Here is a 22,973-nt window from a genome sequence, read left to right on the forward strand (position 1 = left end):
AACTATTTTTAAAGATTTATATATAGAGAGTTCAATGAGTTTACCCAAAACTGAAGTTTGCAGTGTGGTCATTACAGGCAGTACTAAAGGTATTGGTTTAGCCCTTGCCCATGCTTTTTTAGATCTTGGATGTTCTGTTGTCATTGCTGGGCGAAACCCAGAGCATTTAAACCATGCTCTCGCTCATTTAGAAGCACACTTTAATAAAGAGAAATTGAGTGGCTTGTGCTGTGATGTCACCCAAATAGCAGATGTAGAAAAGCTTTGGGATTTTGCTGTAAGCCATTTCGGGCAAGTAAATGTCTGGGTAAATAACGCAGGAAGCTGTCACCCGACCAAAGACTTTGTTGATCTTCAACCCGAAGAGTTAAACGCAGCCGTTTCAACCAATATTTTAGGTACGATGCTAGGTTCGCAAGTGGCTTTAAAAGGCATGCTCAAACAAGGTTATGGTCAAATCTTTAACATGGAAGGTTGGGGAAGCAACGGCGAATGGAGTGCCGGCATGACACCCTATGCAACCACAAAACGAGCGGTAAGTTATTTTAGTAAAGCACTTTATAAAGAGACTAAATCGACAGCAATTTTAACTGGTACCCTAAGCCCGGGCATGGTTGCAACCGATTTGTTGGTTTCATCTTGGACCAATGGCAACATCCAAAACTGGAAAAAGATGAAGCGGTTATTTTTCTTTGTGATTGATCCACCAGAAATTGTTTGTGCATATTTAGCTAAGCAAATTATGCAAAATAAAAAAGCCAACCGACGTATCGCGTGGATTACACCATGGAAGCTTTTTCTTAGATTTTTGCAGCCCTATTACTGGCGCAGAAACCCAGTTAAAGGCACAGCATTAGAGCACTTATAGTCAAATTTAGCGCTTTAAACTCTTCTCGCCATGAAATTGTTCAGTAGAAGTTCTTCTTAAAAGGCTTCTACTGAACTTTATACATATCAAGAATCGCTATCTGAGCTATCTTCTTTATTTAAAATCTGCCCTTCTCTTTTTGGTCGAATTAACGGTGCTGTTGGTCTTGGATGATGAGCATGTGTATATTGCAAACCAACTCCAGCGTATACATCATCTGCTGCAATTTCAGTTTCAAAACGCTCATTATCCAGATCTCGAATTTCGTCGCTAATTCTTATTACTTCGTCTTCATCTACGCCAAGTTCTTGTAAAATAATTTCGCCAAACTTAATCGCAGATTCAAAGGTTTCGCGAATCATAAAGTCCACTTTTTGTTTGACTAAATGCAGTGAGTGCTCACGGTCATACGAACGGACTAATAATTTTGCTAAAGGAAATTCATGGGTAACTAACTCTACAATTCTATTGGTGGTGTCTTTACTGTCGACACACACCACAATTGCCTGTGCAGTTGCAGCACCAGAAGCATGTAAAATATCTAGGCGACAACCATCGCCATAATAAATTTTAAAACCAAATTTTTCGGCGTTTTGAATCATGTCGGTATTATTATCAATAATGGTGACATCGACACCTCGTGCTAACAACAATTGACTGGTGACCTGACCAAAGCGTCCGAATCCAATCATTAAAACACTACCGCTTAAACCCTCGGCAATATTGACGTTTTCTAATGAAACATCCACTTTAGTTTGAGTAAAACGTTTAAAAAGAATACCAACAATTGGGGTCAATACCATCGAAAGTACCACAATAGCAGTCAGATTAGATTTAACGGTACTATCAATAACTTGTGCACTTAACGCGGCAGAGAAAAGTACAAAGGCAAACTCTCCACCCTGAGCCATAAGTAAGGCACGATCCAACGCTTCAGTATGAGGACTTTTCGTTACTCTGGCGACAATATAAATCATGAGCGCTTTGGCAAACATCAGGGCAATTACACCGCTCACAATCAGTTGCCAGTTTTGCTCAACCACTGATAAATCCAGTGACATGCCAACACCAAGGAAAAACAGGCCCAGCAAGATTCCTCGGAATGGTTCAATATCCGCTTCAATTTGATGTCTAAAGGTCGACTCAGATAAAAGCACACCCGCCAAGAAAGCACCCATCGCCATAGACAATCCGCTCACTTGCATGAGTAACGCTGCACCCAACACCACCAATAGTGCGGCGGCAGTCATGACTTCTCGTGCTTTAGCGGCAGCCAAGAGTCTAAATAATGGATTAAGTAACCAATAACCTGCTGCAATAAGACCTGCAATTGCGATTAAACCAATTCCTATATTTTCCAAACGTACCGATGTGCTTTCAACTACATGATTCGGTGCCATAAAAGCGACAATAGCCAGTAATGGAACAATCAATAAATCTTCAAAAAGTAAGATGGCTACAATTTTTTGCCCACGAGGTTGGGTCAAATCACCGCGATCGCCCAATAACTGCATCACAATCGCAGTCGAGGTTAATACAAACCCTGCCGCACCAATAAAAGCCACTTGCCACGTGAAGCCAAATAACAGCCCAACGCCAGTCAAAGCCAGCGCACAAATGATGATCTGTAGTGTGCCTAAGCCAAAAATTTCGCGTCTAAGACTCCATAAATGTGAGGGTTGCATTTCCAAACCAATCACAAATAGATACATCACAATTCCCAACTCGGCAATGTGCAAAATCGCGGCAGAATCTTGAAAAAAAGCAAACCCGAATGGGCCAATAATCAGACCCGCAATTAAATAACCTAATACTGAGCCCAAGCCAATACGTTTAAAAATAGGGACTGCAATAACAGCTGCTGCCAATAAAACTACGGGGGCAACCAAGCTAATTGAATGTGCTTCTGAGCTCATACATTTCTCATTTTATTTATCAGCAATTTATTCTATGTGAAAGTAGATTTGAGGGCGATTATTAGTTTTGAGAAAAAGCATCCTAAAAATACAATGACTTTAATCGTCCGAAAATTAAAATTTAGAGTATCCATATGAACAAAATATATCTCTATTTTTAAGGTTCATAATTAAGCACTCATAAAAAAAGCCCTTACGGGCTTTTTTTGATTAAACAACGAATTTCAACATGAGCTGAATAACCGTTGCATTAATTAAATCGACAAAGAATGCACCACAAAGCGGAACAATTAAAAATGCCTTATGCGATGGACCATACATGTTGGTAATCGCCTGCATATTTGCAACTGCTGTTGGCGTTGCTCCCATACCAAAACCACAATGGCCTGCTGCTAGTACTGCTGCATCGTAGTTTTTGCCCATCACGCGGAAAGTTACAAACGCTGCATATAAAGCCATGGTAAGTGTTTGAGCACCTAAAATAACCACAAGCGGCCCAGCTAAGTCAGCCAGTTGCCAAAGTTTTAAAGAAAGCAATGCCATTGCTAAATAAAGAGACAAAGATGCATTACCAAACACATCAATCGCACGGTCAAAAATATCAATTTTCAACACGCTTTCTAAAATATTTCTTAAGATTACGCCGCCGCCGAGTGCCCAAACAAAAGTTGGTAACTCAAACCAAGTCCCCTTACTAAAACCCGTCATAAATTCAGCAAACGCCAAACATGCTGCAAACATACCTAGTGTAGTAATTGCATTATCGGCAGTAATTAAACGAACTTGATGAGGGTTTTCAAACGGTGCAAGGTCATCCGAATTTTGCTCAACATGCGTGTCTCTGTAATGAATTTCATTATTGGTTTTTGGTTGAGCCAGACTGTAACGGTTGATAAGCAGTTTCGCTAACGGTCCACCTATCACACCGCCAATAATTAAACCAAAAGTTGCACTCGCCATTCCTAAAGCTAGAGCACCTTGAATACCATGCTGAGTTTCTAAAATTTCTCCCCAAGCTCCTGCTGTACCATGACCACCTGTTAAGGTAATTGAACCAGCAATTAAGCCAATTAATGGGTCAAGACCAAGCAAAGTCGCAAGACTCATGCCTACCGCGTCTTGTACTACAATAAAAGAAGCTACACAAACTAAGAAGATAACCAAAGCCATACCACCTTCTTTAAGCTTCATAAAATTGGCGCTTAAACCAATTGAAGCAAAGAAGACAAGCATAAAGCTGGTTTGCAACTCACTACTGAAGACAACGCTATATCCCCATAATGTATGGACAAGTAGCGAAATGACCGCAGCCACCAAACCACCTGCTACAGGTTCGGGAATATTATAGCGCTGTAAAAAATTAATCCGATTAACAAGAAAGCGGCCTAACAACAAGACGATAACCGCCGAAATTAGTGTATAAAAACCATTAAAAACAAATTCCATATATGCTACTTTCTAATTAAATTCCTAATCGATTGTAAAATAATTATATTTTATTTTTTCATATGTAAAAAAAACACAAACAAACTTTACAAAATTACTCTACCAATAAACTTTTATTATTCTTAAAAAAAGCTTAATTTCTTAAATATTTTATATAAAAATTTAGATAAAAATAATTTTACTATTAATTTCAAAACCTTAAATAAAGTCATTCTTAAATATAAATAATTAACCTTTGATACCTTAAGCAGAAAATACTGTCTTTTGGGTCACTGAACTTAGAACTCATTCCCTTTAATATCCCTGAAAAGACCAGCTCCTTATCGCTCTGGGCAACATTTTTATAGGTTTTATATTCAATGAGTTTATTGCTTAAAATTCGTCAGAACGTTCCTCAGCTACAGTCTATTAAAAAATCTCTTCAGACACGTGCGGGCCAAAAACTGCCTCACATGCTGATCAATGCATCGGATCTATTTTTTAGAGGTCCTGAAATTGCCTTGTCAGGAAAAACACCTTTTGACGTGATCTATAAGCATGAAATTATTAGCTTACGCCATTATAGAAATGAGACCGACACATCTACACCTAAACACCGCGTTCCTTTAGTAATTGTTCCGCCATTAGCAGTGAACATGCTCATTTATGATCTGTTTCCAACTCGCAGTTTTGTACGCTTCTTTTTGGCACAAGGGTTTGATGTCTATTTAATTGACTGGGGTGTGCCAACCCGACACCAAGCAAAATACAATTTCGGCACCTACATTAAAGTCTTTATGCCTCAAATGCTAAAGCAGGTTCGCGAGCACAGTGGTCAGCAACAGCTGTCTTTACATGGCTGGAGCTTAGGCGGTGCACTTTCACTCTGCTATACCGCATTATTTAAAGATAAAGATATTAAGAATCTAATTATTCTCGCTTCCCCTATCGATACCCATAAAGCGGGTTATATGGGGAAACTCTACGGCAGTCTGACTAAACCTGCCGAATGGGTTCGTAAACATACACCATTTCGCATTCGTCACCATGTGCCAAGTGAAGCATTTCACATTCATGGCTGGCAAAATACGCTAGGTTTTAAATTAACGGACCCGATTGGAAATTTGAAAACATATTGGGAACTTTTCAAGAATCTTGATAACCGAGAATTTATTGTCGACCATGCAACCTCAAGTTCATTTATCGATAATATGCTGGCCTATCCGGGCGGTGTCATGCGTGACATTATCCTTCGTTTCTGGATTGATAATGAACTATCCAATGGCGTAATTAAATTCGGTGAACTTACAGCCTATCTAAAAGATATTGAATGTTCTGTACTCGCAGTGGGTGGCAGCACAGATATTATTGTGACCGCCGATGCTGTTAAGCCACTCATGGATTTAATTAGCAGCCAAGACAAAACCTTTAAAGTCGTTCCAGGTGGTCATATGGGTGTGGTTTCTGGAAGCCAAGCCCCTACTGCGGTTTGGCCAGAAATGAGTAATTGGTTAGCTAAACGTTCAGATTAAAAGGAATCTGCGCCTTATACCAACATAGATTGTTGAGCTGAGATACCTGCTATTGCACCTTGTGATGATGCCATGGTGACTGATGCCATGGCAGGGTTAGCGAGATCACCAGCAGCATAGATACCAGGCATAGAGGTTTCGCGACGCTCGTCAACCTTAAGAGCAATACCAAAAGGTGTATCGACTGTAGCAAGGCCTAGTGATTCATGTAACCGTGCGGACGGTTTGGTACTCGGATGAGCGAACAAGATATCAACCGTAACCTTATGATCGTTATCAAGGTATACAGTTACAGTGCGCCCTTCATTACGGGCAATTTGAACGATCCGACCGTCGATGATATTTACATTGCGACGTGCGAGATCGGCACGAATATCAGGTGAGATATCATGACCATCTGGAAAGACTGATAATACACTCGTCCAGTCATGGTACAAACGTACATAATTGTGGGACTTTGGACCAGACCAAATCAGTCCCCAATGCTGTTCAGCGACTTCAAAGCCATCACAATATGGGCAAGGTACGATGGAAGCACCCCAATTTTCTGCAAAACCAGAAACATCAGGCATTTGGTCAACAACACCATAACTTAAGATTAGACGGCGTGCGCCCAAGCTTTTGCCATCGCTAGTATGGACAGAGAAATTATCGATAGAGCCAGAAATGCTGTCGGCCTGAGCCTTGACTAACTTAATAGTTGGATAACGCTCTAACTGCTGACGTGCCTCAGCTAAGATTTCTAGTGGTGGCTTATGATCATGGCCAAGAAGACCATGTGAATGGCCAGCGAAGCGGTTACGCGGCAGACCCGTGTCAAGAACGGTGACCTTGCGACGAGCACGACCAAGTTGCAAAGCGGCGGCAAGACCAGCAAAGCTACCGCCTATAATAATGACGTCATCCATAGTGATAGGCTCCAATGTAAATCAAATAATTAGCTAATGAAAACTCTTGGGAATTGCAGAAAAAATCACCCATCACTGTGTTGTCCACTGGACGATACTGCATTGGCTATTGCAGGACGAACCACACTTGCAGGATATAATGAGTTAATACCTAGCCTATGGTTTGCACATTTTGGATACTTAGTGGTATCCTAATTCATTATTTAAGATACTGTCAAGGACTGTAATTGTTGTGAGCGAAGAAAAAAGAAGTCAGCGCGGTCGGCCAGTAAATCAAGCATTAGCCCAAACGATAGTCGATGCTGCGTATGAACTTTTTGTCGAATTGGGTTTTCAAGCAGCAACATTGGACAAAGTCGCCCAAAAAGCAAAGATATCGAAACTCAGTATCTATCGGCACTTTGAGAACAAGGAAGCCCTTTTCAGCTCAGCAATATTAGCCCGATGCCAACAATTTGCACCACAAACTCTTTTTGAAGGAATCCAAGGTTCGGCCGAAGAACAGCTTATGGCTGTGGGATCATCTCTACTGCGTACATTGTTAAGCTCAGATGTTCGCAGTGTCGAGGCTATGATTGTAGCCGACAAAACAAATCAAAAATCATTAAGCAAACTCCATTATGAAGCTGGCCCTACCCATATCATTGCCCAAATCGAGGCCATGCTGTGTCAATTACATACAAAAGCGCTTCTGAACGTGCCTAATCCTCATCAATCTGCGCGAATGTTTGCCGCGCTTTTTAAAGGATGTAATCTCTTGATGATTGCACGCTTCGATGAAACCAAAGCAAACGACGATAACGAAATCGAATCCTATTGCAAATCAGCCGTCGCCATGTTCATGGCCGCGCATAGGTAATCACTACGTGGTCGTGATTTATGAAGCCTAGTAAAATCTAGGCTGTTTTTTTAGACTTCAGATATAGAATAAATTAAGACTTTATCTCTGCCGAAGAAGCTAGTAAACCTGTAGCATAATTCATAATTAATAAAACTAAATTATTAGCCTTTTCTTCAGATTCAGCTAAACGCCCTTCCAGTAAAAGATGAGATAGTCCATGTACTAGACTACAACATAACATCGCTAATACTTCAACTTGAGTATCATTTTCGCTTACACCCAAAATTGAAGCCGTTAAGCTTTGCAACCGAGCATATGTACTGTCTGCGGCCTCTTTTAACTCGGGTATTTCATTTTTTTGTAAGTCAGGATTAAACATCAAAGCAAAGAGATTCCGATGATTTTTTGCAAAATCTATATATGTTAAACCAAATATTTTTAATGCTTGAATTTGAGAATCAGCCATTTGTATAGCCTGATTTTGTTCTTCTTGTAAAAGTTGGAATCCTTTTGCGGCTAATGCAGCCAGAAAGCTATCTTTGCTTTCGAAATGTCGATATACCGCGTTAGCACTTACGCCAATTTGCCTTGCCATTTCCCTAAAACTTAGACTTTCTGCATCATTATTTTCTAAATGAACCAGCCCTGCATTTAATAATTCTTCACGTACATTTCCATGATGATAATTTGATTTTTGACTTAAGTTTTCTGATTGCTTTAAAGACATGTTGACACCGCGCACATACTATAAGCATAATGTGGGCACTGAACACATTATGCTTTTGCTTGTAGTTTTATCCTCCAAAGAGAATAAATCCTATTTTGTTCAGTAAAAATGCTTAAACAAAACAATTACCTAAAAGTCGCACTTAAACAATAAGGCTGTAAGGCAAAAGAGCTTGGACTCATAAAGTAAATTTTTAGCTTTCTTTTGAGTCTAATCATCTTTAAGCAAAGGAACTGATATGAATAATCTCAGAAGTATAAAACAGGCTTTCTTATTTACAATACCATTAATGTTGGTCAGTTCTCTTGTAAACGCCGAACTCTATGCCTTAAATGATAAAAGTTTAGCGAGTGTAACTGGTCAAGCCTTATTTAATCTAACCAATATTGCAGCTAATCAAAATGGTAATCCAAATACAGATGTAGGTTTTTATCGTCTCGGAATGGAAGCACAAGTAGAGTTAAATGCAAATATTAAACGTTTACAGTTAGGTTGCGGTGGAGTTAAAGGAGTAGGTTGCGACATTGATATTGAAAATATTAGCTTAGCAGGGGTCCTCCCCGTAAATGGTAGCTATGCAGAATCAGATGCCGTTATTACTAATCCTTTTATCGAGTTTGCTATTAAATCGCCGGACAAGGCTTCTACTCGAGAAATTGTTGGCTTTCGCCTTGGGGCATTAGGCATATTAGGCAAACTTGGATTGGGATCAAATACAGATTTAACAACATTAGCTGATGACACAGGAGGAATTAACTCTTTATCTGGGGATTTGAATTTAACGCTTACGAATACCGTTCTGAAGAATGTAGTCATTGAAAATGGATTGATCTCTACAGAAGCACATATTAATGATTATAACAAACCGCTTATTCTTAACCGTGCTACATCAGCAACGCTAGATAATGTAGTCGCTAAAACTGGTCCACTAAGACTATTAGGTATCTTAGATCTACCTTTAGGTTTAACTCTAAGTAATGCCACATTAAAAGATTATCCTCTTTCTGGTTTTCATGAAATTTTACTCGCCCAAGATACAGCAGGAACAATTCCTACTAGTGACACATCACTGTCTTTACAAAAGCAAGCTATCCAGTGGCAAAAAATAAGTTCTGGTAGCTTCGAAAATACTGTAGCTGCTCAACCTGGATGGTGGCTTTCCTTACCGAAAGTTTTACTCACTGATATCGAAACACAACAGCGGATTGATGTAGGACTTGGGGAAGCATTAGGAGGGTTAGTTGGCCGAGAATTGATTATTAATCCTATCGACTCTGGACAGGTAGGCATTAAAAACTGCTACGGAAACTTAAAGTTTTGCTAAGTAAAAATCGCATAAAAACATTTATATGATGCTTAAATTAAAAAAACTCATCATTTTTATATCATTATTAGCAGGGCTGAATACAACCCAAGCTACCACAGTCTATAGGTCAATAAATATGTGCTCAGCTTCTGTTAAAAATATACCTGACAATATTCACAACTCTGTCTCCAAGCTTAAAGTGGGCTCGATAAAGTCAGATACGACGTCAAATATCGCTTTTATTATTGCTTCAGCAATTGCTACAAAACACAATCAACAAATAGAGGTAGACCATATTGCCATTTCCTTACAAACTATTAAAAGCTCAAAAGATTTTTATTACTCATTACTTGATATCAAAAAAACTTTTGAATATTTTAATGTACCTATTGAGGCGAAAAAAAATGCATCGCCCTTTGATTTTTTAAATTTAAGTAATGAAATACTGATTGGTATTGATCATCAAAACCAGTTCTTTGCACTAGTTGGCTCGTCGCAAGAATATGTATATTTAATTTATGGAATCATGAACAAAAAAGCGCTGATCTGCCCGCTTAAAAAATCTTTATTTATTCAAAATTTCACTACAAATAAGTTCTTAATTCTTAGATAACTAAGATTATGGGTAAATAAATTCTTTTCTAGACTCTCCATTAAAATAAAATGATTTCTTTCATTTATTAAAATATGCAAAAGGCCTAAATCATAAAATTTAAGCCTTTCTTAGATAAGAACTATAGCGCCAACTTAAGATAAAAATTCTTTAATAGTTTCTTGCATACTTGTAGTGGCGCGACCAATTAACTGGTGTAGGTCTTTGCTATCACTATATAAAGCATCTTTAGATACGCCTTCATCTGAGTTCGCTAATATACTCGCAAAACCTTCTGATAGACCTACTTGTATCAAAAGCGCCTTATATTCCTCTTCCGATAAATCTTGGTAAGTTACCTCTTTTTTACTGATTTCACTTGTCCATTTTGCTACATCATCAAGGTTATAACTTGTATCACCAGCAAGTTCATAAACTTTATTCTCATGCCCTTCTTGAGTTAATACCATAGCGGCAGCAGTCGCATAATCTAAACGTGAAGCAGAAGCAATCTTGCCGTGATGAGTTGCTCCGAAAATTTTGCCCTGTTCAACTGCTTGTGCCAGCCCCATTGCATAGTTTTCGCTGTACCAGTTATTCCGTAATAATGCATATGTAACATCAGATTTTTTTAAATATTGTTCAGTTTCAACATGTTCTTGCGCTAATAGAAGCGGTGATGTATCTGCTTTTAATAAACTTGTGTAAGCAATAAATTTTACGTTTGCAAGTTTTGCTGCATTAATCACATTTTGGTGTTGTACTGTCCGTTGACCAACTTCACTCGATGAGATTAATAAAAGCTTATCGACACCTGCCAATTGAACTGAAAGTTCATCTGCGTTTTGAGCATAATCAAAAGCACGAACTTCGATTCCTTTTGAAATTAAATCTGATAATTTTTCTGGATTACGCACTAATGCGACAATATTTTTTGCCTCAGTTCTTTCGAGTAATTGGGAAATAACGAGTTGGCCGAGTTGACCTGATGCACCAGTAACTGCAATACGCATGATGATCTCCATCTGATGTAGTTGATATCTTTCAATGATCGTAGTACTTTAACTTACTAAAAGTAAGTACTTACTTAAAAGTAAGCTTTGAAACAAATGTAATGTTTTGTAATTAAGGTGATGAGCCATGAAAGGATACGTTTTTTCAGCAGATTGTCCCTCTCGAAAAATTTTGTTAACACTCACTAGCCGCTGGAGTGTGTTGATTTTAGTTGCACTTCGAGATAAACGTCTGCGTTTTCATGAGTTAAAAAAGGTTATTGATGGCATTAGTGAAAAGATGTTGGCACAAACCTTAAAAACACTTGAGAAAGATGGTTTTGTCTTACGTCAGGATTATGCGGAAATACCGCCTCGTGTAGATTATCAATTAACAGATTTTGGACGAGAAGCTTCTGAACGACTCTTTGATTTAACCACTTGGCTAGAAAATAATTTATCCGAATTATTAGAAAATCAGCCTAGTAAAGACATAGTTCAAAACTGAATTGAAAATAGACAGATTATTGTATTCAGGTTTTACACTGCTCCCTTCACCACTTTTTGTGACTATTTATTAGTCGTAAATATTTAACTTATCAGTTCCGTAGACGTAAAAATACTAATCTTTAAGCTTATCCAAGTGACTAGATTACTTTTTTATAAGAAAAGATCTAAATAAAAAAATTATTTAGATCTTTTAAAATAACTTAAAGTTTACTTTAAACCAAAAGTCTTTCTAATGCTTTTATCAACTGGGCCACTCGGCATAAATCGACGCAACTTACTTAACAAAGATGCTTGCCCAGAAGGTGTATGGCGCATTTGCCAATCACTGAGTGCCGAGGTAACAATTGTATCAGCAACACTATCAGGCTGAGGTGCTTGATCAATCTGTTTCAATACTGCACGAGTAGCGAGATCACGCTCATTGTCATATTCAGGAATTTTTGTACTTGCTACGGGTGCATTCTTATCTAAATTGGTTTTAGTAAATGAAGGCTGAACAATGGATACACGAATGCCAAATTGGCGAAGCTCATGATCTAAAGACTCAGACAATCCTTCAACCGCATGTTTACTAGCCGAATATAACCCCATATACGGTGAAGGTAAGAAACCCAATACTGAACTAACATTTATAATTCTTCCATAATGCTGTATTCGCATATAAGGCAATACCGCTTGTGTGGTACGAAGAATGCTAAATACATTGGTGTTAAATAAAAATTCTGCTTCTTTTATCGAGGTCTCCTCTACTGCACCAATTAAGCTTGCTCCAGCATTATTAACCAAAATATCAATATGCCCAGCTTTATCAATAATAGAATGAATCCCGAGTTGGACAGAGTCTTCATCTGACACATCCATCTCAACAAGCTCAACGCCTTCTATAGGTTGAGCTTTGACTTTATTTCTGACTGTACCGAAAACTTTATGGCCGAGTTTAGCAAATTTTTCTGCCGTCACTTGCCCAATACCAGATGAAACACCTGTAATTACAACCACTTTTGAGTTTGACATATGAACTCCAATAACTTTTTAATTTTGAAAATTTGATCATTAAACTGCTGGTTTAGCCCCGATCTTGAACCAGATCGAATACATTGCTGGCAGGAAAACCAAAGTCAAAATGGTTCCTGCAAGCGTTCCGCCAATGAGTGTGTAAGCAAGCGTTCCCCAAAACACAGAGTGAGTCAGAGGAATGAAAGCTAAAATAGCTGCTAAAGCTGTCAAAATTACAGGTCTGGCGCGTTGTACTGTGGCCTCAACCACTGCATTCAACGGATCAAGCCCAGCTTCTTTGTTTTGCTGAATCTGTCCAATTAAGATGAGCGTGTTACGCATCAAAATTCCAGATAATGCAATCAACCCGACTAATGCATTAATGCCAAAGGGCTGCTGAAATAACAGAAGCGTTGGTACTACACCTATTAATCCCAACGGGCTGGTTAAAAACACCATAATCATTGCAGCAATAGACCTCACTTGAAGAATGATAATGAGTAGAGTCATGGCTAACATGATCGGAAAAATAGGAAGCATGGCTTTAGTGGCTTTACCAGACTCTTCAATGGAACCCGCCTCTACAATCTGATAACCCTTTGGTAAATCTTTAATGACTGGTTGAAGCTGTTTGGTAATTGCAGTTGATACATCTGGTGGTTGTAATCCTTCAGCAATATCTCCACGAACGGTCATTGTTGGCACCCGATCTCGACGGCGGATGACAGGTTCTTCCATCCGTACTTCAATTTTGCCAATTTGTGCTAAAGGAATACGCTGTCCATTTGCTCCTATCAGTGTGAAATCACCAATTTTTGCAGGGTCTAGTCTTATATCGCCTGCTGAACGAGCAATCACTTGCACTGTACGAATATCTTCACGTACAGATGTAATTGGAATACCCGTTAACAAAAACTGTAATTGCTGTGCAACTGAACTTGATGTAAGACCAACTGCTTGTAGACGATCTTGTTCCAATGTGAAATGCAAAGCTGGTACACGAGTTCCCCAATCTGTATTTACAGTTCGCATCATTGGGCTAGCATTCATAACTTGGTGAACCTGAGCTGCAATCGCACGTAATTTTTCTGGATCTGGGCCTGAAACTCGGTAAGCCACTGGATATGGCGAATAGGGTCCAAACACAAGTTGTGTTACACGTAGCTGCGCCTCAGTCGCAAGCCCATTTGAAATAGCTTGTCTTAAACGGTGTTTTAACGCTTCACGTTCTTCTTGATTGTCAGTTCGTACCACAATCTTGGCAAAGGCTGGATCTGGTAACTCTGGCCCCATCGAAAAATAAAAACGTGGCGCACCTTGACCAATATACGATGTCACAATTTTTGCTTCATGTTGCTTAGATAACCAAGTTTCAACTTTTGCTGTCGCGGCACTTGTTTGTGTAATCGATGTACCATAAGGCATCTGTACTTCAACAAGCACTTCAGGTCGGTCCGAGATTGGGAAAAATTGTTTTTTCACCAATGCCATTCCGCCTACGGCTAAAACAAATAACCCGATAACACTGCCTGCAACAAGCCATTTACGTGCAATCACACGTTCAAGAATTTGACGGAAATGGTTATATCGTGGTGTGTCATAAATTGCAGTATGGCCGCCTTCAATCTTTTTAAAATCAGGCAACATTTTCACACCCAAGTAAGGAGTGAAAACTACTGCAACAATCCATGAAGCAATCAGTGCAATACCAACAATCCAAAACATATTGCTGGTATATTCACCCGCACTAGATCGAGCAAAACCATTTGGCATAAACCCAACAGCGGTGACTAATGTTCCAGAAAGCATTGGTGCTGCTGTATGACTCCATGCGTAGGCGGAGGCTGCAACACGACTAAAGCCCTCTTCCATTTTTACGACCATCATTTCAATCGCAATAATGGCATCGTCAACTAAAAGCCCTAAAGCAAGAATAAGAGAGCCAAGTGTAATTCGGTCAAAGTTTTTACCCGTTGCTAACATCACTACAAAAACAATAGCTAATGTGAGTGGTACAGCCATAGCAACCACGACACCAACGCGCCATCCCATGCTAATAAAGCTTACAAACATAACCACAAGTAATGCTGCAAAGAACTTAATCATGAACTCATCTACCGATGAGCTAATATTGACCGCTTGATCAGTTACTTTGTTTAAACTGATGCCAAGAGGTAAATCTTCGTTGATGGAACCAACTTCTTTCTCTAATGATTTACCAAGATCTAATCCATTCCATCCTTCGCGCATCACCACGCCCAACAGTAAGGTTGGCTCTCCACCATTACGAATCATGAATGTTGCAGGATCTTCAGTGCCGCGTTTAACCGTCGCAATATCTGACAATTTCAAGGTGCGACCTTGAGCCGTTATCGGGGTGTCACGAATTTTTTGTAACTTGTCAAAAGCACCATCTAATCTGACAAAAACTTGAGGACCTTTGGTTTCAATTGAACCCGCGGGTGTAAGCACATTCTGATTATTCAGCGCAGCAAAGACATCTTGTGGATTTACACCAAGTGTCGCCAAGCGCTCATGCGAAAATTCAATATAGATACGCTCAGATTGTTCACCAATAATGTTGACTTTTTTTACGCCCGGTACATGAAGTAACTGCTGTCGAATTGTTTCTGCATCACGTACTAATAATCTTTGCGCTTCATTTTTTGCCTTTAATGAATATAAAGCAAAAGTTACATCTGCATATTCATCATTAACGAGTGGTCCAATTACACCAGCAGGTAAGTTACCCATCTCGTCATTTACTTTCTTCCTTGCTTGATAAAATTCCTCCTGAACCTGTGATGGTGGCGTACTATCAAGTAAAGTCAGTGTCGTAAAAGCTAAGCCTGGTCTGGTATAGGTTTCTGTTCGATCGTACCAACGTAGCTCTTGCATACGTTTTTCGATTTTTTCAGCAACTTGATCTTGCATCTCTTGAGCAGTTGCCCCTGGCCAAGCCGTCACAATGGTCATCACCTTCACTGTAAAAGCTGGATCTTCGGCTCGACCTAACTTGAAAAAAGCAACGATGCCTGCAATTGAAATCAAAAAAATCAGAAATAACGTGATACCGCGTTCACGTACAGCAAGGGCTGATAAGTTAAAACCTTTCTCACTCATGAGTGGTCCCCTTCATTTCCAACTGAAGGATGACTCGCTTGTGACGCAATACGTACCAATTCACCTTCTCGAAGCAAATGCGCACCTAAAGCAACAATTCGATCTCCACTTTGAATATTGCCAGTGACATAGGCATATTCATCATCAAGCTGTTTAACAACAACTGGACGCCACGTTACTTTCTGAGTTTTTCCATTAATTACCCAGACTCCAGCTCCCTTACCCTTATCAAGTAAGGAACCGACTGGCACTTGTAAAAAATGTTGTGAACTCTGATTTTGATTAGCAATACGTACAGTAACCGTTGAACCTAAAGGAGCATTTGCTAAATCACCTTCTAAGACGAAACGTGCCTCAAAAGTACGAGTGAGTTGATCTGCTGTATTTGATAACTGTCTAAGTTTAGCTGGGACACTTATATTTTCTTTACCAAAGAGTGTAGCTTGACCAATAGCCCCTATTGTGGGACGTAATGTCTCTGGAAGCTGAATGATTGCTTCCCTTTGACCAGAATGAGCTAAGCGAATGACTGTTTGACCCGCACTGACAACCTGACCGGGTTCAACCAGTGTTTCCATAATCGTACCATCACCATCCGCAATTAAATCGGCATAATGACTCACGTTTAATGCAACCCTAGCTTGAGCTTGAGTCGAACTGAGCTGCGCTCTCGCCGTATCCGCTGCCGCTTTAATCTGATCATAGGCAGAAGCAGATATAGCCCCGCTTCCACGCAAATCACGATATCGGGCTTCATCTTTCTCTGCTTGTTCAGCTCGGGCTCTGGCTGCACCCACAGCTTCCTGCTGGGCTTTGGCTGCAAGTTCTAAATCGACCGGATCAATACGCATCAGTAACTGACCGCGCTTTACCGTCTGCCCTGCTTCAACAAATCGTTTGATGACTTTACCAGAGACACGAAAACCCAGATCACTTTCTACCCGTGCCCCTATCGTGCCTGTGAATGCTCTTGAATCAGAAGTGATTTCATCTTGTACAGTTGCGACTCGTACTAAAGGCGCCAAAGTACGGGGGTCAGATTGCGTATTTTCAGCACAACCGAGCAAGAAAAAAGGAAATATACATATTGCTGTAAACGGAATAAGGCGACGATAAAGCATATTTGAGCCCCCCTTAAGAAATTAATCAGGAGACTCATTTTTAATCAAGTGACCAATTTAGTCAATAGTCACAAATCTATTATGGCGATAAACTTCTCAGTACAAGACTAGAAAGCAAGAGAGGAGCATCGGTGTTATATGAAATACTATGTTGTAAAAGGAGTGGGTGAAGATAAGGTCTCAGCACTAAATAAATTGCTTTAACTGCTTCATCAATTGGCGTTTTTCTTTCAAAATCACCAGATTGACGGCCTTCTTGAATAATGTTCTGTACTACTTTAAGAATTCGATTTTCATAAGCGATTGTAACATCCCATTTTTCAGAGGCAGCCGAAGCTGCAATTTCATAAAGCTTACGATCTTGGGTAAATAAACGAAGACTTGCTTCAACAATTGCTTTAAATAAAACTCTTAGCTTTTCAGGAGGATACTCAGCCTCACTAATTGCAGCATTCACTTCTTCTTCAATACCGCGCACACAATTGGCGCAAATCATTTCGCCAATTGCCTGTTTAGATTCAAAAAATTTATAAATATAAGCTTTAGAAAAACCTATAGATTTTGCGAGATCAGAAACTGTAGTTTTCTCATACCCATATCGGCTGAAATGCTCTGTAGCGGCACTCAGGATTTGATCTCTTACATCATGATCTTCTGGTCCTCGCTTTGAAACAGGATAACTACTTTTTTCTTTACTCATATTTTCAATTTAAACCTTTATCTGAAAGTGGCAGTTTAACTCTTGCGAAATGATATTGACAACTAGTGACCAATTTGTATTATAGTCACAATCAAACTATTGTTCAAAATCTCGTCACGGGGGAAATATGTTATCTAGATCTATCGTTCTCCTACCCATCATCGTAAGTACTCTTACTTCGTGTACCGTAGGTCCTAATTATAAACGCCCTCATATATTTCTACCCGAGCAATACCTTGGCACACCCTTAAACTCATCAAATGACAATAGCAAAACAGATATTGCCGTATGGTGGCAAAGTTTTAACGATCCTCAAATGACTCGATATGTCACATTAGCATTAAAACAAAATCTTGATCTGACCCAAGCATATACTCGATTAACTCAAGCTCAGGCTGGATTATCGGCAGCTAATGCTTCTTTACAACCAATAGGTACTGTTGGCGCACAAGCAGCTAAAGTTTATCAATCTGTTGAAACACCGTTGGGACAAGTTTTAAATTCAATGCCAGATTTTGACCGACATGGTCGTTCTTATGATGCAAATTTAAGTGCAACTTGGGAGTTAGATATTTTTGGAGGCCTTCGCAGAGATCGTGAAGCTGCTCTTGCAAATTATCAGTCTTCAAACGCAGGAGCTTCAGCCGTCCGTTTAATGGTCGCAGCTCAAACTGCCAATATCTACATTAATATTCGCGGCTTGCAATCTCGATTAGACATTGCCCATCAACAATTACAAACCCAACAACAACTCCTTTCAACGATTAATCTTTTATACAGCAAAGGATTAGCTTCCGAATTTCAGGTCAAACAAGCTAAAGCGAATGTCGCCCAAGTTCAAGCTGTTGTTCCTGCTCTTGGAATGAATCTAGACATTGCCATGAATGCCCTCGACGTTATGCTTGGAACCGTACCAGGAACTCACCGAGCAGAACTAGCAGAAGTAAAACCAATTCCCGTTATTCCTCAGATTACAGAAACCGGAACACCTCGTGATCTTTTACGTAGACGACCAGATCTCATCATGGCTGAAAGACAATTGGCAGCTTCAAATGCACGCATTGGCAGTGCGATTGCAGAATATTACCCAAAGGTCTCTTTAGGCGGTTTGATAGGTAGTGCAACCACAGCAAGTGGAAACTTATTTTCAAGTGGTGCAAATCAAGCTGCTGGTTTATTAGGTTTGCGTTGGCGCTTATTTGATTTTGGTCGAATTAATGCAGAAATTCGCTTAGCTAAGGGACAAGAAGCCGAAAAGCTTGCAGCCTACCAATTAGCAGTCTTACATGCAGCGGAAGATGTAGAAAACTCATTATCAACTTTGTCCAAACAACAAGAACAGTTAATGGCTCTTCAAGATGGAGAAAATGCATTAAAGCATGCACAGAAAATCGCTTTAATCGCCTATCAAAAAGGGATTAACAGTCGAATAGAAGTATTACAAGCACATTCAAATGCTTTGCAATTTTCAGATAGAAAACTTCAAGCACAAACTGATTCAGCACTTGCAGCTGTCGCAGTTTATAAATCATTAGGTGGCGGCTGGCAACCTCAAAAGTTTTAAGACAACCCTATTGCAGTGGTAGGCACGTAATTCATAAAACGAGAATCTGTTATGCGAAAACAATCCGTACGCCAGTCTTTAGGTACACCCGATTTAAATCATGCCATCTTAAGCGGTCCAATTATCCAAGTAATGCTGAAACTGGCGTTACCAACCATAGCTGTTCTGCTCGTACAAACATTAATTGGATTACTAGAGACATATTTTGTCAGTTCTCTGGGAACTAATGTAATGGCGGGTGTAGCCGTTGTGTTCCCCATTCTTATGCTCATGCAAATGCTAGCAAATGGCGGATTTGGTGGAGGTTTAGCCTCAGCAATTGCTCGAGCTTCTGGAGCAGGTCAATCAGAAGATGTCCACTCCCTTGTCTGGCATGGTGTCATTCTTGCTGGCCTTTTGGGAGGAATTTTTAGTATTGTTATGCTCAGCGCTGCCCCCATGATCTACCACTTAATGGGGGTTACGGGCTTAGCTTTGAACGCCGCTCTAAAATATTCCAATATTATTTTTATTGGTTCACCTCTCATATGGGCTGTGGCCTTACTCTCAGCAGCTTTACGCGGTGCAGGTGATACAAAAACCCCAGCTCGCATAACACTTCTAGGTGGAGTGCTACTTTTACCTCTATCACCTATTTTCATTTTTGGCTGGGGATTCATTCCTTCATTTGGCGTAGCCGGAGCTGGACTCGCTGTATTAAGTTATTATATTTTTGCCATCATATGCTTAATTAAGCACATGCGAACAACGCATAGTATTATCAAATTATCGATCAAACCCATCAATTTTAAGTTGTTCAAAGATATTCTTGGTATTGGTTCACTATCCGCTATTGGAATAATTCAACTCAATTTAACTGTTGTCCTCATAACTACCTTAGTTGGTCAATTTGGATCTGATGCAATTGCTGGGTACGGTATTGCGTCTCGATTAGACTACATACAAGTTCCACTTATGTTCGGTATCGGTTCAGCAATTATGACCATGGTTGGTATTAATTATGGAGCTGGACAATTTCAAAGAGCACACCGCATAACATGGATCGGTGTTTTCATTACGTTTCTTATTACTGGTTCAATAGGACTTTTCTTTAGTATTTTTCCTTCCATTTGGCTTGGCTTTTTTAGTCATGATCCATCTGTTCTTCAGACTGGAACAAATTACTTGCAGCATGTTGCACCTTTTTATGGTGCGATAGGTATTGGTATGGCACTTTATTTTGCAGGCCAAGGTTCAAAACGATTATTAGGCCCTCTTTTAGCAGGTACGATCAGAATGATCATTGCTGCTGTTATTGGAAGTATCTCTGTCTTATATTTTAATGCAAGTTTATCAATCTTCTTTCAAATTATTGGAGTCAGTGCTTTGATATTTGGTTTAGTAGCCTGCTTGGCAAATTTTATACATAGATGAAATCGTATTCAGTTTAAAAGAGGATTATTGGATCTTCTTAATTATTAATTTTTCATATTAATAATTACTTGTTTTTATAATTTCTTAAAATAACTTTTACTGAATATTCATTTAATAACTTAATGTCTTTTATTTTTAGAAACATACCTCCCTCACAACACATGTTGCTTTTTGTTATTTATGTAAAGCTTATCTTAACAATAAAATCTAATAACTATATGTTAAATATAATTTTTTTAACAACATTGCTTTGTAAATTTCGTCTATTTTTTATACAAATGTAGGCAATTTCTCACAACCATGTAAGTTAAAACTTACAACATAAACAATTGTTTTTCCTATAATTAATTTCAGTACATATAAGCACTCTTTACTATTAAATAGAAAGCTGAGTATTAATGAAGAGATCTGGAGAAACGGCAACGTTATCTTTATTAATATAAATACTCTTAATAATAGAAAAAGAATCTCAAAAAATTAATATGTACTATCTTTCCTCTGGAAACAGAGGAAAGATCTTTTTTAATCATCAGATAGGGTATAGAGAATGTTTATTGCAAAAAATATATTTGTATATTTACTATCAATGTTAGCTTTATGCTTAATGATTATTTTCTTTAACTACCTTGGAATGAACGAGACGATTAACCTTTTGCTCTCTTCAGCACTTTTTGGAATATTTATTACTTGGTATTTCAAAGGTAGCGGAATATGTCTCGCCTTATTTAGTTTTTTTTACTGGGCAATGTTTGTAATTAGTCAAAGTCTAGAGGTAATATGGATGCTCGCAAGTTCAGTCATTGTCTATCTAGTGATGACCAAAATGATTCCTAAATTCAAGACCATCCATTTCGGCATTATAGCTAAAAAGGGTTCACCCCACGCTTAACCATACCTACTTTCTTAACCACATTAACTTTGCTTTGTTCAGCACTTAATAATTCATTTAAGAAAATTTTTAAATTTTTCTCATCAAGACAAATGGGATTAAAACTAGTTTCTCCCCTATTTAAAAAGAAAGATTCAATATTTGTATTACGCTGTACATATTTCATTGACCAACGCTGAAAAAAGTTCTTCTCGATGGAATATGTACACAACCATTTAACATTGTAGTGTCTTTGATCATCTTTAATTTTTTCAAATAATCGCTCCACTAACTCCTGTTCGCCTTCTAAACATTGAAAAAAAGCATTATCAGCATAATAGAGCACACCACAAATTTGATTCAAATCATTAAAATTTCTAGCTTCTGTTAAAATATCACGTAAATCTTGCAATAAATCTTCATTTTTTTCGTTTCGTTGACTGGCATAACACAGGCGAACGTTCATTAACAATTCCGTGAAATATAAAATTTCTTTAACTAAAGATTTTTCAATCTAACATATATTTCTTCCTGATAATTCATATTTCATCCCTACACTTAATATCTATTCCAAACAAACCACCGGTAAGAGAATAACGAAAGTTATCAGACTTACAAATGATTAGATATAAAACAAAAAAAGCCCTCTAGTGAGAGGGCTTTTATAGCCTGTAAAAGAACAATTAAATTTCTTTTAAAGACTAAAATAAAAAAAAGCACTAAATAGTGCTTTTTTTCTTACTGAAATATTATTGTGGAATAATATTTACAGCATTTGGGCCTTTTTGACCTTGAGTAACAGTAAACGTTACACGTTGACCTTCGTGCAAAGTTTTGAAACCTGAACCAGAGATCTCTTTGAAGTGTGCAAACACGTCTGGACCATTGTCTTGTTGAATGAAACCGAAACCTTTAGTTTCGTTAAACCATTTTACTGTACCGCTTACTGTATTAGACATGATATATCCTACTGATTTCTAATATTTTAGTATCATTTAATAATGACACTAACATAACTTTGAAAAAAGAATAACAAATTGAGTTAAGATCTTAAAAAACGAAGGATTATGACTAAAACTACGATACTTTAAAGAAGATTTACTAACAAGACTTTTTTCTAGTTAAGAACATGATACATGAAATAAATTTCTATTCAAGCTTTTTATGAGAAAAATTTTATAAATTATAATAAAAAACCCAAAAACAATAACTTAATAGTGTCACTAAAAACTTAGCATATTCCCTACCTAACCAACTACTTACATCCAATTAGATAAAATATTGAAGAATAGAAAGATCAGCACTTAGGACGCATGAGATGACTGAATAGAAATATAAAAAAGACTTTAAATAATTTAAATTTTAGAAATTCAGGCAATAAAAAAAACTCCTAAACAGGAGCTTCATTTTTAAATCATTGGCAGAGGATCAAGGACTCGAACCTTGACGAACGGTTTTGGAGACCGTCATGCTACCATTACACCAATCCTCTATATTTATGATTAAATAACTAATGATTTAATCATAAAAAAAGCAAGAACATCGTCTTGCTTCTTTTAATGGTGGGGGCG

At 38.5% G+C, this 22,973-nt stretch carries 20 protein-coding genes and 1 tRNA gene; 9 read left to right on the top strand and 12 right to left on the bottom strand.

Translation table 11 applies throughout. The features are described 5' to 3' along the window. The first annotated feature begins 34 nt into the window (after positions 1–34). Entirely contained in the window at positions 35–868 is an 834-nt protein-coding gene (locus ACT53H_RS01880; protein WP_476008475.1) for an SDR family NAD(P)-dependent oxidoreductase, read from the top strand. A gap of 86 nt (positions 869–954) precedes the next feature. Here the strand turns inward: ACT53H_RS01880 and ACT53H_RS01885 are convergent, their stop codons facing one another. Both ACT53H_RS01885 and gltS read right to left on the bottom strand, forming a co-directional pair. Continuing rightward, complete coding sequence (locus ACT53H_RS01885; protein WP_476008476.1) at positions 955–2,784, bottom strand: monovalent cation:proton antiporter-2 (CPA2) family protein; 1,830 nt, start codon at positions 2,782–2,784, stop codon at positions 955–957. A gap of 210 nt (positions 2,785–2,994) precedes the next feature. After that, complete coding sequence (gene gltS, locus ACT53H_RS01890) at positions 2,995–4,230, bottom strand: sodium/glutamate symporter (protein ID WP_004791327.1); 1,236 nt, start codon at positions 4,228–4,230, stop codon at positions 2,995–2,997. 359 nt (positions 4,231–4,589) lie between these two features. On the opposite strand from gltS, the gene ACT53H_RS01895 reads away from it, so the two are divergent. Beyond that, the gene (locus tag ACT53H_RS01895; protein ID WP_476008477.1) at positions 4,590–5,741 is read left to right on the top strand and encodes an alpha/beta fold hydrolase; all 1,152 of its coding nucleotides are present in this window, start codon (positions 4,590–4,592) and stop codon (positions 5,739–5,741) included. Between the two features lie 14 nt (positions 5,742–5,755). Here ACT53H_RS01895 and ACT53H_RS01900 read toward each other — a convergent pair whose 3' ends face one another. Then, positions 5,756–6,649, bottom strand: a complete 894-nt coding sequence (locus tag ACT53H_RS01900) for an NAD(P)/FAD-dependent oxidoreductase (protein WP_443273410.1) — start codon at positions 6,647–6,649, stop codon at positions 5,756–5,758. 232 nt (positions 6,650–6,881) lie between these two features. Here ACT53H_RS01900 and ACT53H_RS01905 point away from each other — a divergent pair, with 232 nt between their 5' ends. Further along, positions 6,882–7,508 carry a TetR/AcrR family transcriptional regulator gene (locus ACT53H_RS01905; RefSeq protein ID WP_476008478.1) on the top strand — a complete coding sequence of 209 codons (627 nt, stop codon included), beginning with the start codon at positions 6,882–6,884 and terminating at the stop codon, positions 7,506–7,508. A gap of 73 nt (positions 7,509–7,581) precedes the next feature. Here the strand turns inward: ACT53H_RS01905 and ACT53H_RS01910 are convergent, their stop codons facing one another. After that, the gene (locus ACT53H_RS01910; RefSeq protein ID WP_004791317.1) at positions 7,582–8,217 is read right to left on the bottom strand and encodes a TetR/AcrR family transcriptional regulator; all 636 of its coding nucleotides are present in this window, start codon (positions 8,215–8,217) and stop codon (positions 7,582–7,584) included. 238 nt (positions 8,218–8,455) lie between these two features. Here ACT53H_RS01910 and ACT53H_RS01915 point away from each other — a divergent pair, with 238 nt between their 5' ends. After that, a complete protein-coding gene (locus tag ACT53H_RS01915) occupies positions 8,456–9,541 on the top strand; it encodes a hypothetical protein (RefSeq protein ID WP_476008479.1) in 1,086 nt (361 codons plus the stop codon). A gap of 118 nt (positions 9,542–9,659) precedes the next feature. Next, a complete protein-coding gene (locus tag ACT53H_RS01920) occupies positions 9,660–10,136 on the top strand; it encodes a hypothetical protein (RefSeq protein ID WP_476008686.1) in 477 nt (158 codons plus the stop codon). Between the two features lie 134 nt (positions 10,137–10,270). On the opposite strand, the gene ACT53H_RS01925 is transcribed toward ACT53H_RS01920, so the two are convergent. Then, positions 10,271–11,128 carry an SDR family oxidoreductase gene (locus ACT53H_RS01925; RefSeq protein WP_476008480.1) on the bottom strand — a complete coding sequence of 286 codons (858 nt, stop codon included), beginning with the start codon at positions 11,126–11,128 and terminating at the stop codon, positions 10,271–10,273. Between the two features lie 127 nt (positions 11,129–11,255). Here ACT53H_RS01925 and ACT53H_RS01930 point away from each other — a divergent pair, with 127 nt between their 5' ends. Next, positions 11,256–11,615, top strand: coding sequence for a winged helix-turn-helix transcriptional regulator (locus ACT53H_RS01930; protein WP_476008481.1), 360 nt, complete (start codon positions 11,256–11,258; stop codon positions 11,613–11,615). Positions 11,616–11,824: 209 nt separating this feature from the next. On the opposite strand, the gene ACT53H_RS01935 is transcribed toward ACT53H_RS01930, so the two are convergent. The 4 genes from ACT53H_RS01935 to ACT53H_RS01950 form a co-directional block, all read right to left on the bottom strand. Continuing rightward, the gene (locus ACT53H_RS01935; RefSeq protein ID WP_353157400.1) at positions 11,825–12,631 is read right to left on the bottom strand and encodes an oxidoreductase; all 807 of its coding nucleotides are present in this window, start codon (positions 12,629–12,631) and stop codon (positions 11,825–11,827) included. Positions 12,632–12,670: 39 nt separating this feature from the next. Then, entirely contained in the window at positions 12,671–15,736 is a 3,066-nt protein-coding gene (locus ACT53H_RS01940) for an efflux RND transporter permease subunit (protein WP_476008482.1), read from the bottom strand. Beyond that, complete coding sequence (locus ACT53H_RS01945) at positions 15,733–16,857, bottom strand: efflux RND transporter periplasmic adaptor subunit (protein WP_476008483.1); 1,125 nt, start codon at positions 16,855–16,857, stop codon at positions 15,733–15,735. The genes ACT53H_RS01940 and ACT53H_RS01945 overlap by 4 nt, the downstream gene beginning before the upstream one ends. A 79-nt stretch (positions 16,858–16,936) precedes the next feature. Further along, on the bottom strand, positions 16,937–17,557 hold the full coding sequence (locus ACT53H_RS01950; protein ID WP_004791305.1) for a TetR/AcrR family transcriptional regulator: 621 nt from the start codon (positions 17,555–17,557) through the stop codon (positions 16,937–16,939). Positions 17,558–17,684: 127 nt separating this feature from the next. Between ACT53H_RS01950 and ACT53H_RS01955 the strand changes: the two genes are divergently transcribed. The 3 genes from ACT53H_RS01955 to ACT53H_RS01965 all read left to right on the top strand — a co-directional run bounded on the left by ACT53H_RS01955 (position 17,685) and on the right by ACT53H_RS01965 (position 21,423). Then, positions 17,685–19,121 carry an efflux transporter outer membrane subunit gene (locus ACT53H_RS01955; protein WP_476008484.1) on the top strand — a complete coding sequence of 479 codons (1,437 nt, stop codon included), beginning with the start codon at positions 17,685–17,687 and terminating at the stop codon, positions 19,119–19,121. Between the two features lie 51 nt (positions 19,122–19,172). After that, positions 19,173–20,534, top strand: coding sequence for an MATE family efflux transporter (locus tag ACT53H_RS01960; RefSeq protein WP_476008485.1), 1,362 nt, complete (start codon positions 19,173–19,175; stop codon positions 20,532–20,534). Between the two features lie 547 nt (positions 20,535–21,081). After that, on the top strand, positions 21,082–21,423 hold the full coding sequence (locus ACT53H_RS01965) for a hypothetical protein (RefSeq protein ID WP_353157387.1): 342 nt from the start codon (positions 21,082–21,084) through the stop codon (positions 21,421–21,423). Here the strand turns inward: ACT53H_RS01965 and ACT53H_RS01970 are convergent. From ACT53H_RS01970 to ACT53H_RS01980, 3 genes are all read right to left on the bottom strand, one after another. Next, entirely contained in the window at positions 21,398–21,868 is a 471-nt protein-coding gene (locus ACT53H_RS01970) for an AnBLUF65 family BLUF photoreceptors (RefSeq protein WP_151963190.1), read from the bottom strand. The genes ACT53H_RS01965 and ACT53H_RS01970 overlap by 26 nt on opposite strands. A 283-nt stretch (positions 21,869–22,151) precedes the next feature. Then, positions 22,152–22,361: a cold-shock protein gene (locus ACT53H_RS01975; RefSeq protein ID WP_003650775.1), complete on the bottom strand. Its 210-nt coding sequence runs from the start codon at positions 22,359–22,361 to the stop codon at positions 22,152–22,154. Positions 22,362–22,820: 459 nt separating this feature from the next. Then, positions 22,821–22,894: transfer RNA gene (locus ACT53H_RS01980), tRNA-Trp, on the bottom strand. Positions 22,895–22,973 lie beyond the last annotated feature (79 nt).

This window comes from Acinetobacter sp. DMC2, assembly GCF_056314305.1.

What these genes read in the sequence shown, in the direction of transcription:
- ACT53H_RS01900 (WP_443273410.1), bottom strand. Translation starts at nt 6,649, where the DNA reads ATGGATGACGTCATTATTATAGGCGGTAGCTTTGCTGGTCTTGCCGCC.
- ACT53H_RS01925 (WP_476008480.1), bottom strand. Translation starts at nt 11,128, where the DNA reads ATGCGTATTGCAGTTACTGGTGCATCAGGTCAACTCGGCCAACTCGTT.
- ACT53H_RS01915 (WP_476008479.1), top strand. Translation starts at nt 8,456, where the DNA reads ATGAATAATCTCAGAAGTATAAAACAGGCTTTCTTATTTACAATACCA.
- ACT53H_RS01950 (WP_004791305.1), bottom strand. Translation starts at nt 17,557, where the DNA reads ATGAGTAAAGAAAAAAGTAGTTATCCTGTTTCAAAGCGAGGACCAGAA.
- ACT53H_RS01880 (WP_476008475.1), top strand. Translation starts at nt 35, where the DNA reads ATGAGTTTACCCAAAACTGAAGTTTGCAGTGTGGTCATTACAGGCAGT.
- ACT53H_RS01970 (WP_151963190.1), bottom strand. Translation starts at nt 21,868, where the DNA reads ATGAACGTTCGCCTGTGTTATGCCAGTCAACGAAACGAAAAAAATGAA.
- ACT53H_RS01955 (WP_476008484.1), top strand. Translation starts at nt 17,685, where the DNA reads ATGTTATCTAGATCTATCGTTCTCCTACCCATCATCGTAAGTACTCTT.
- ACT53H_RS01930 (WP_476008481.1), top strand. Translation starts at nt 11,256, where the DNA reads ATGAAAGGATACGTTTTTTCAGCAGATTGTCCCTCTCGAAAAATTTTG.
- ACT53H_RS01940 (WP_476008482.1), bottom strand. Translation starts at nt 15,736, where the DNA reads ATGAGTGAGAAAGGTTTTAACTTATCAGCCCTTGCTGTACGTGAACGC.
- ACT53H_RS01965 (WP_353157387.1), top strand. Translation starts at nt 21,082, where the DNA reads ATGTTTATTGCAAAAAATATATTTGTATATTTACTATCAATGTTAGCT.
- gltS (WP_004791327.1), bottom strand. Translation starts at nt 4,230, where the DNA reads ATGGAATTTGTTTTTAATGGTTTTTATACACTAATTTCGGCGGTTATC.
- ACT53H_RS01975 (WP_003650775.1), bottom strand. Translation starts at nt 22,361, where the DNA reads ATGTCTAATACAGTAAGCGGTACAGTAAAATGGTTTAACGAAACTAAA.
- ACT53H_RS01935 (WP_353157400.1), bottom strand. Translation starts at nt 12,631, where the DNA reads ATGTCAAACTCAAAAGTGGTTGTAATTACAGGTGTTTCATCTGGTATT.
- ACT53H_RS01960 (WP_476008485.1), top strand. Translation starts at nt 19,173, where the DNA reads ATGCGAAAACAATCCGTACGCCAGTCTTTAGGTACACCCGATTTAAAT.
- ACT53H_RS01920 (WP_476008686.1), top strand. Translation starts at nt 9,660, where the DNA reads ATGTGCTCAGCTTCTGTTAAAAATATACCTGACAATATTCACAACTCT.
- ACT53H_RS01945 (WP_476008483.1), bottom strand. Translation starts at nt 16,857, where the DNA reads ATGCTTTATCGTCGCCTTATTCCGTTTACAGCAATATGTATATTTCCT.
- ACT53H_RS01910 (WP_004791317.1), bottom strand. Translation starts at nt 8,217, where the DNA reads ATGTCTTTAAAGCAATCAGAAAACTTAAGTCAAAAATCAAATTATCAT.
- ACT53H_RS01885 (WP_476008476.1), bottom strand. Translation starts at nt 2,784, where the DNA reads ATGAGCTCAGAAGCACATTCAATTAGCTTGGTTGCCCCCGTAGTTTTA.
- ACT53H_RS01895 (WP_476008477.1), top strand. Translation starts at nt 4,590, where the DNA reads ATGAGTTTATTGCTTAAAATTCGTCAGAACGTTCCTCAGCTACAGTCT.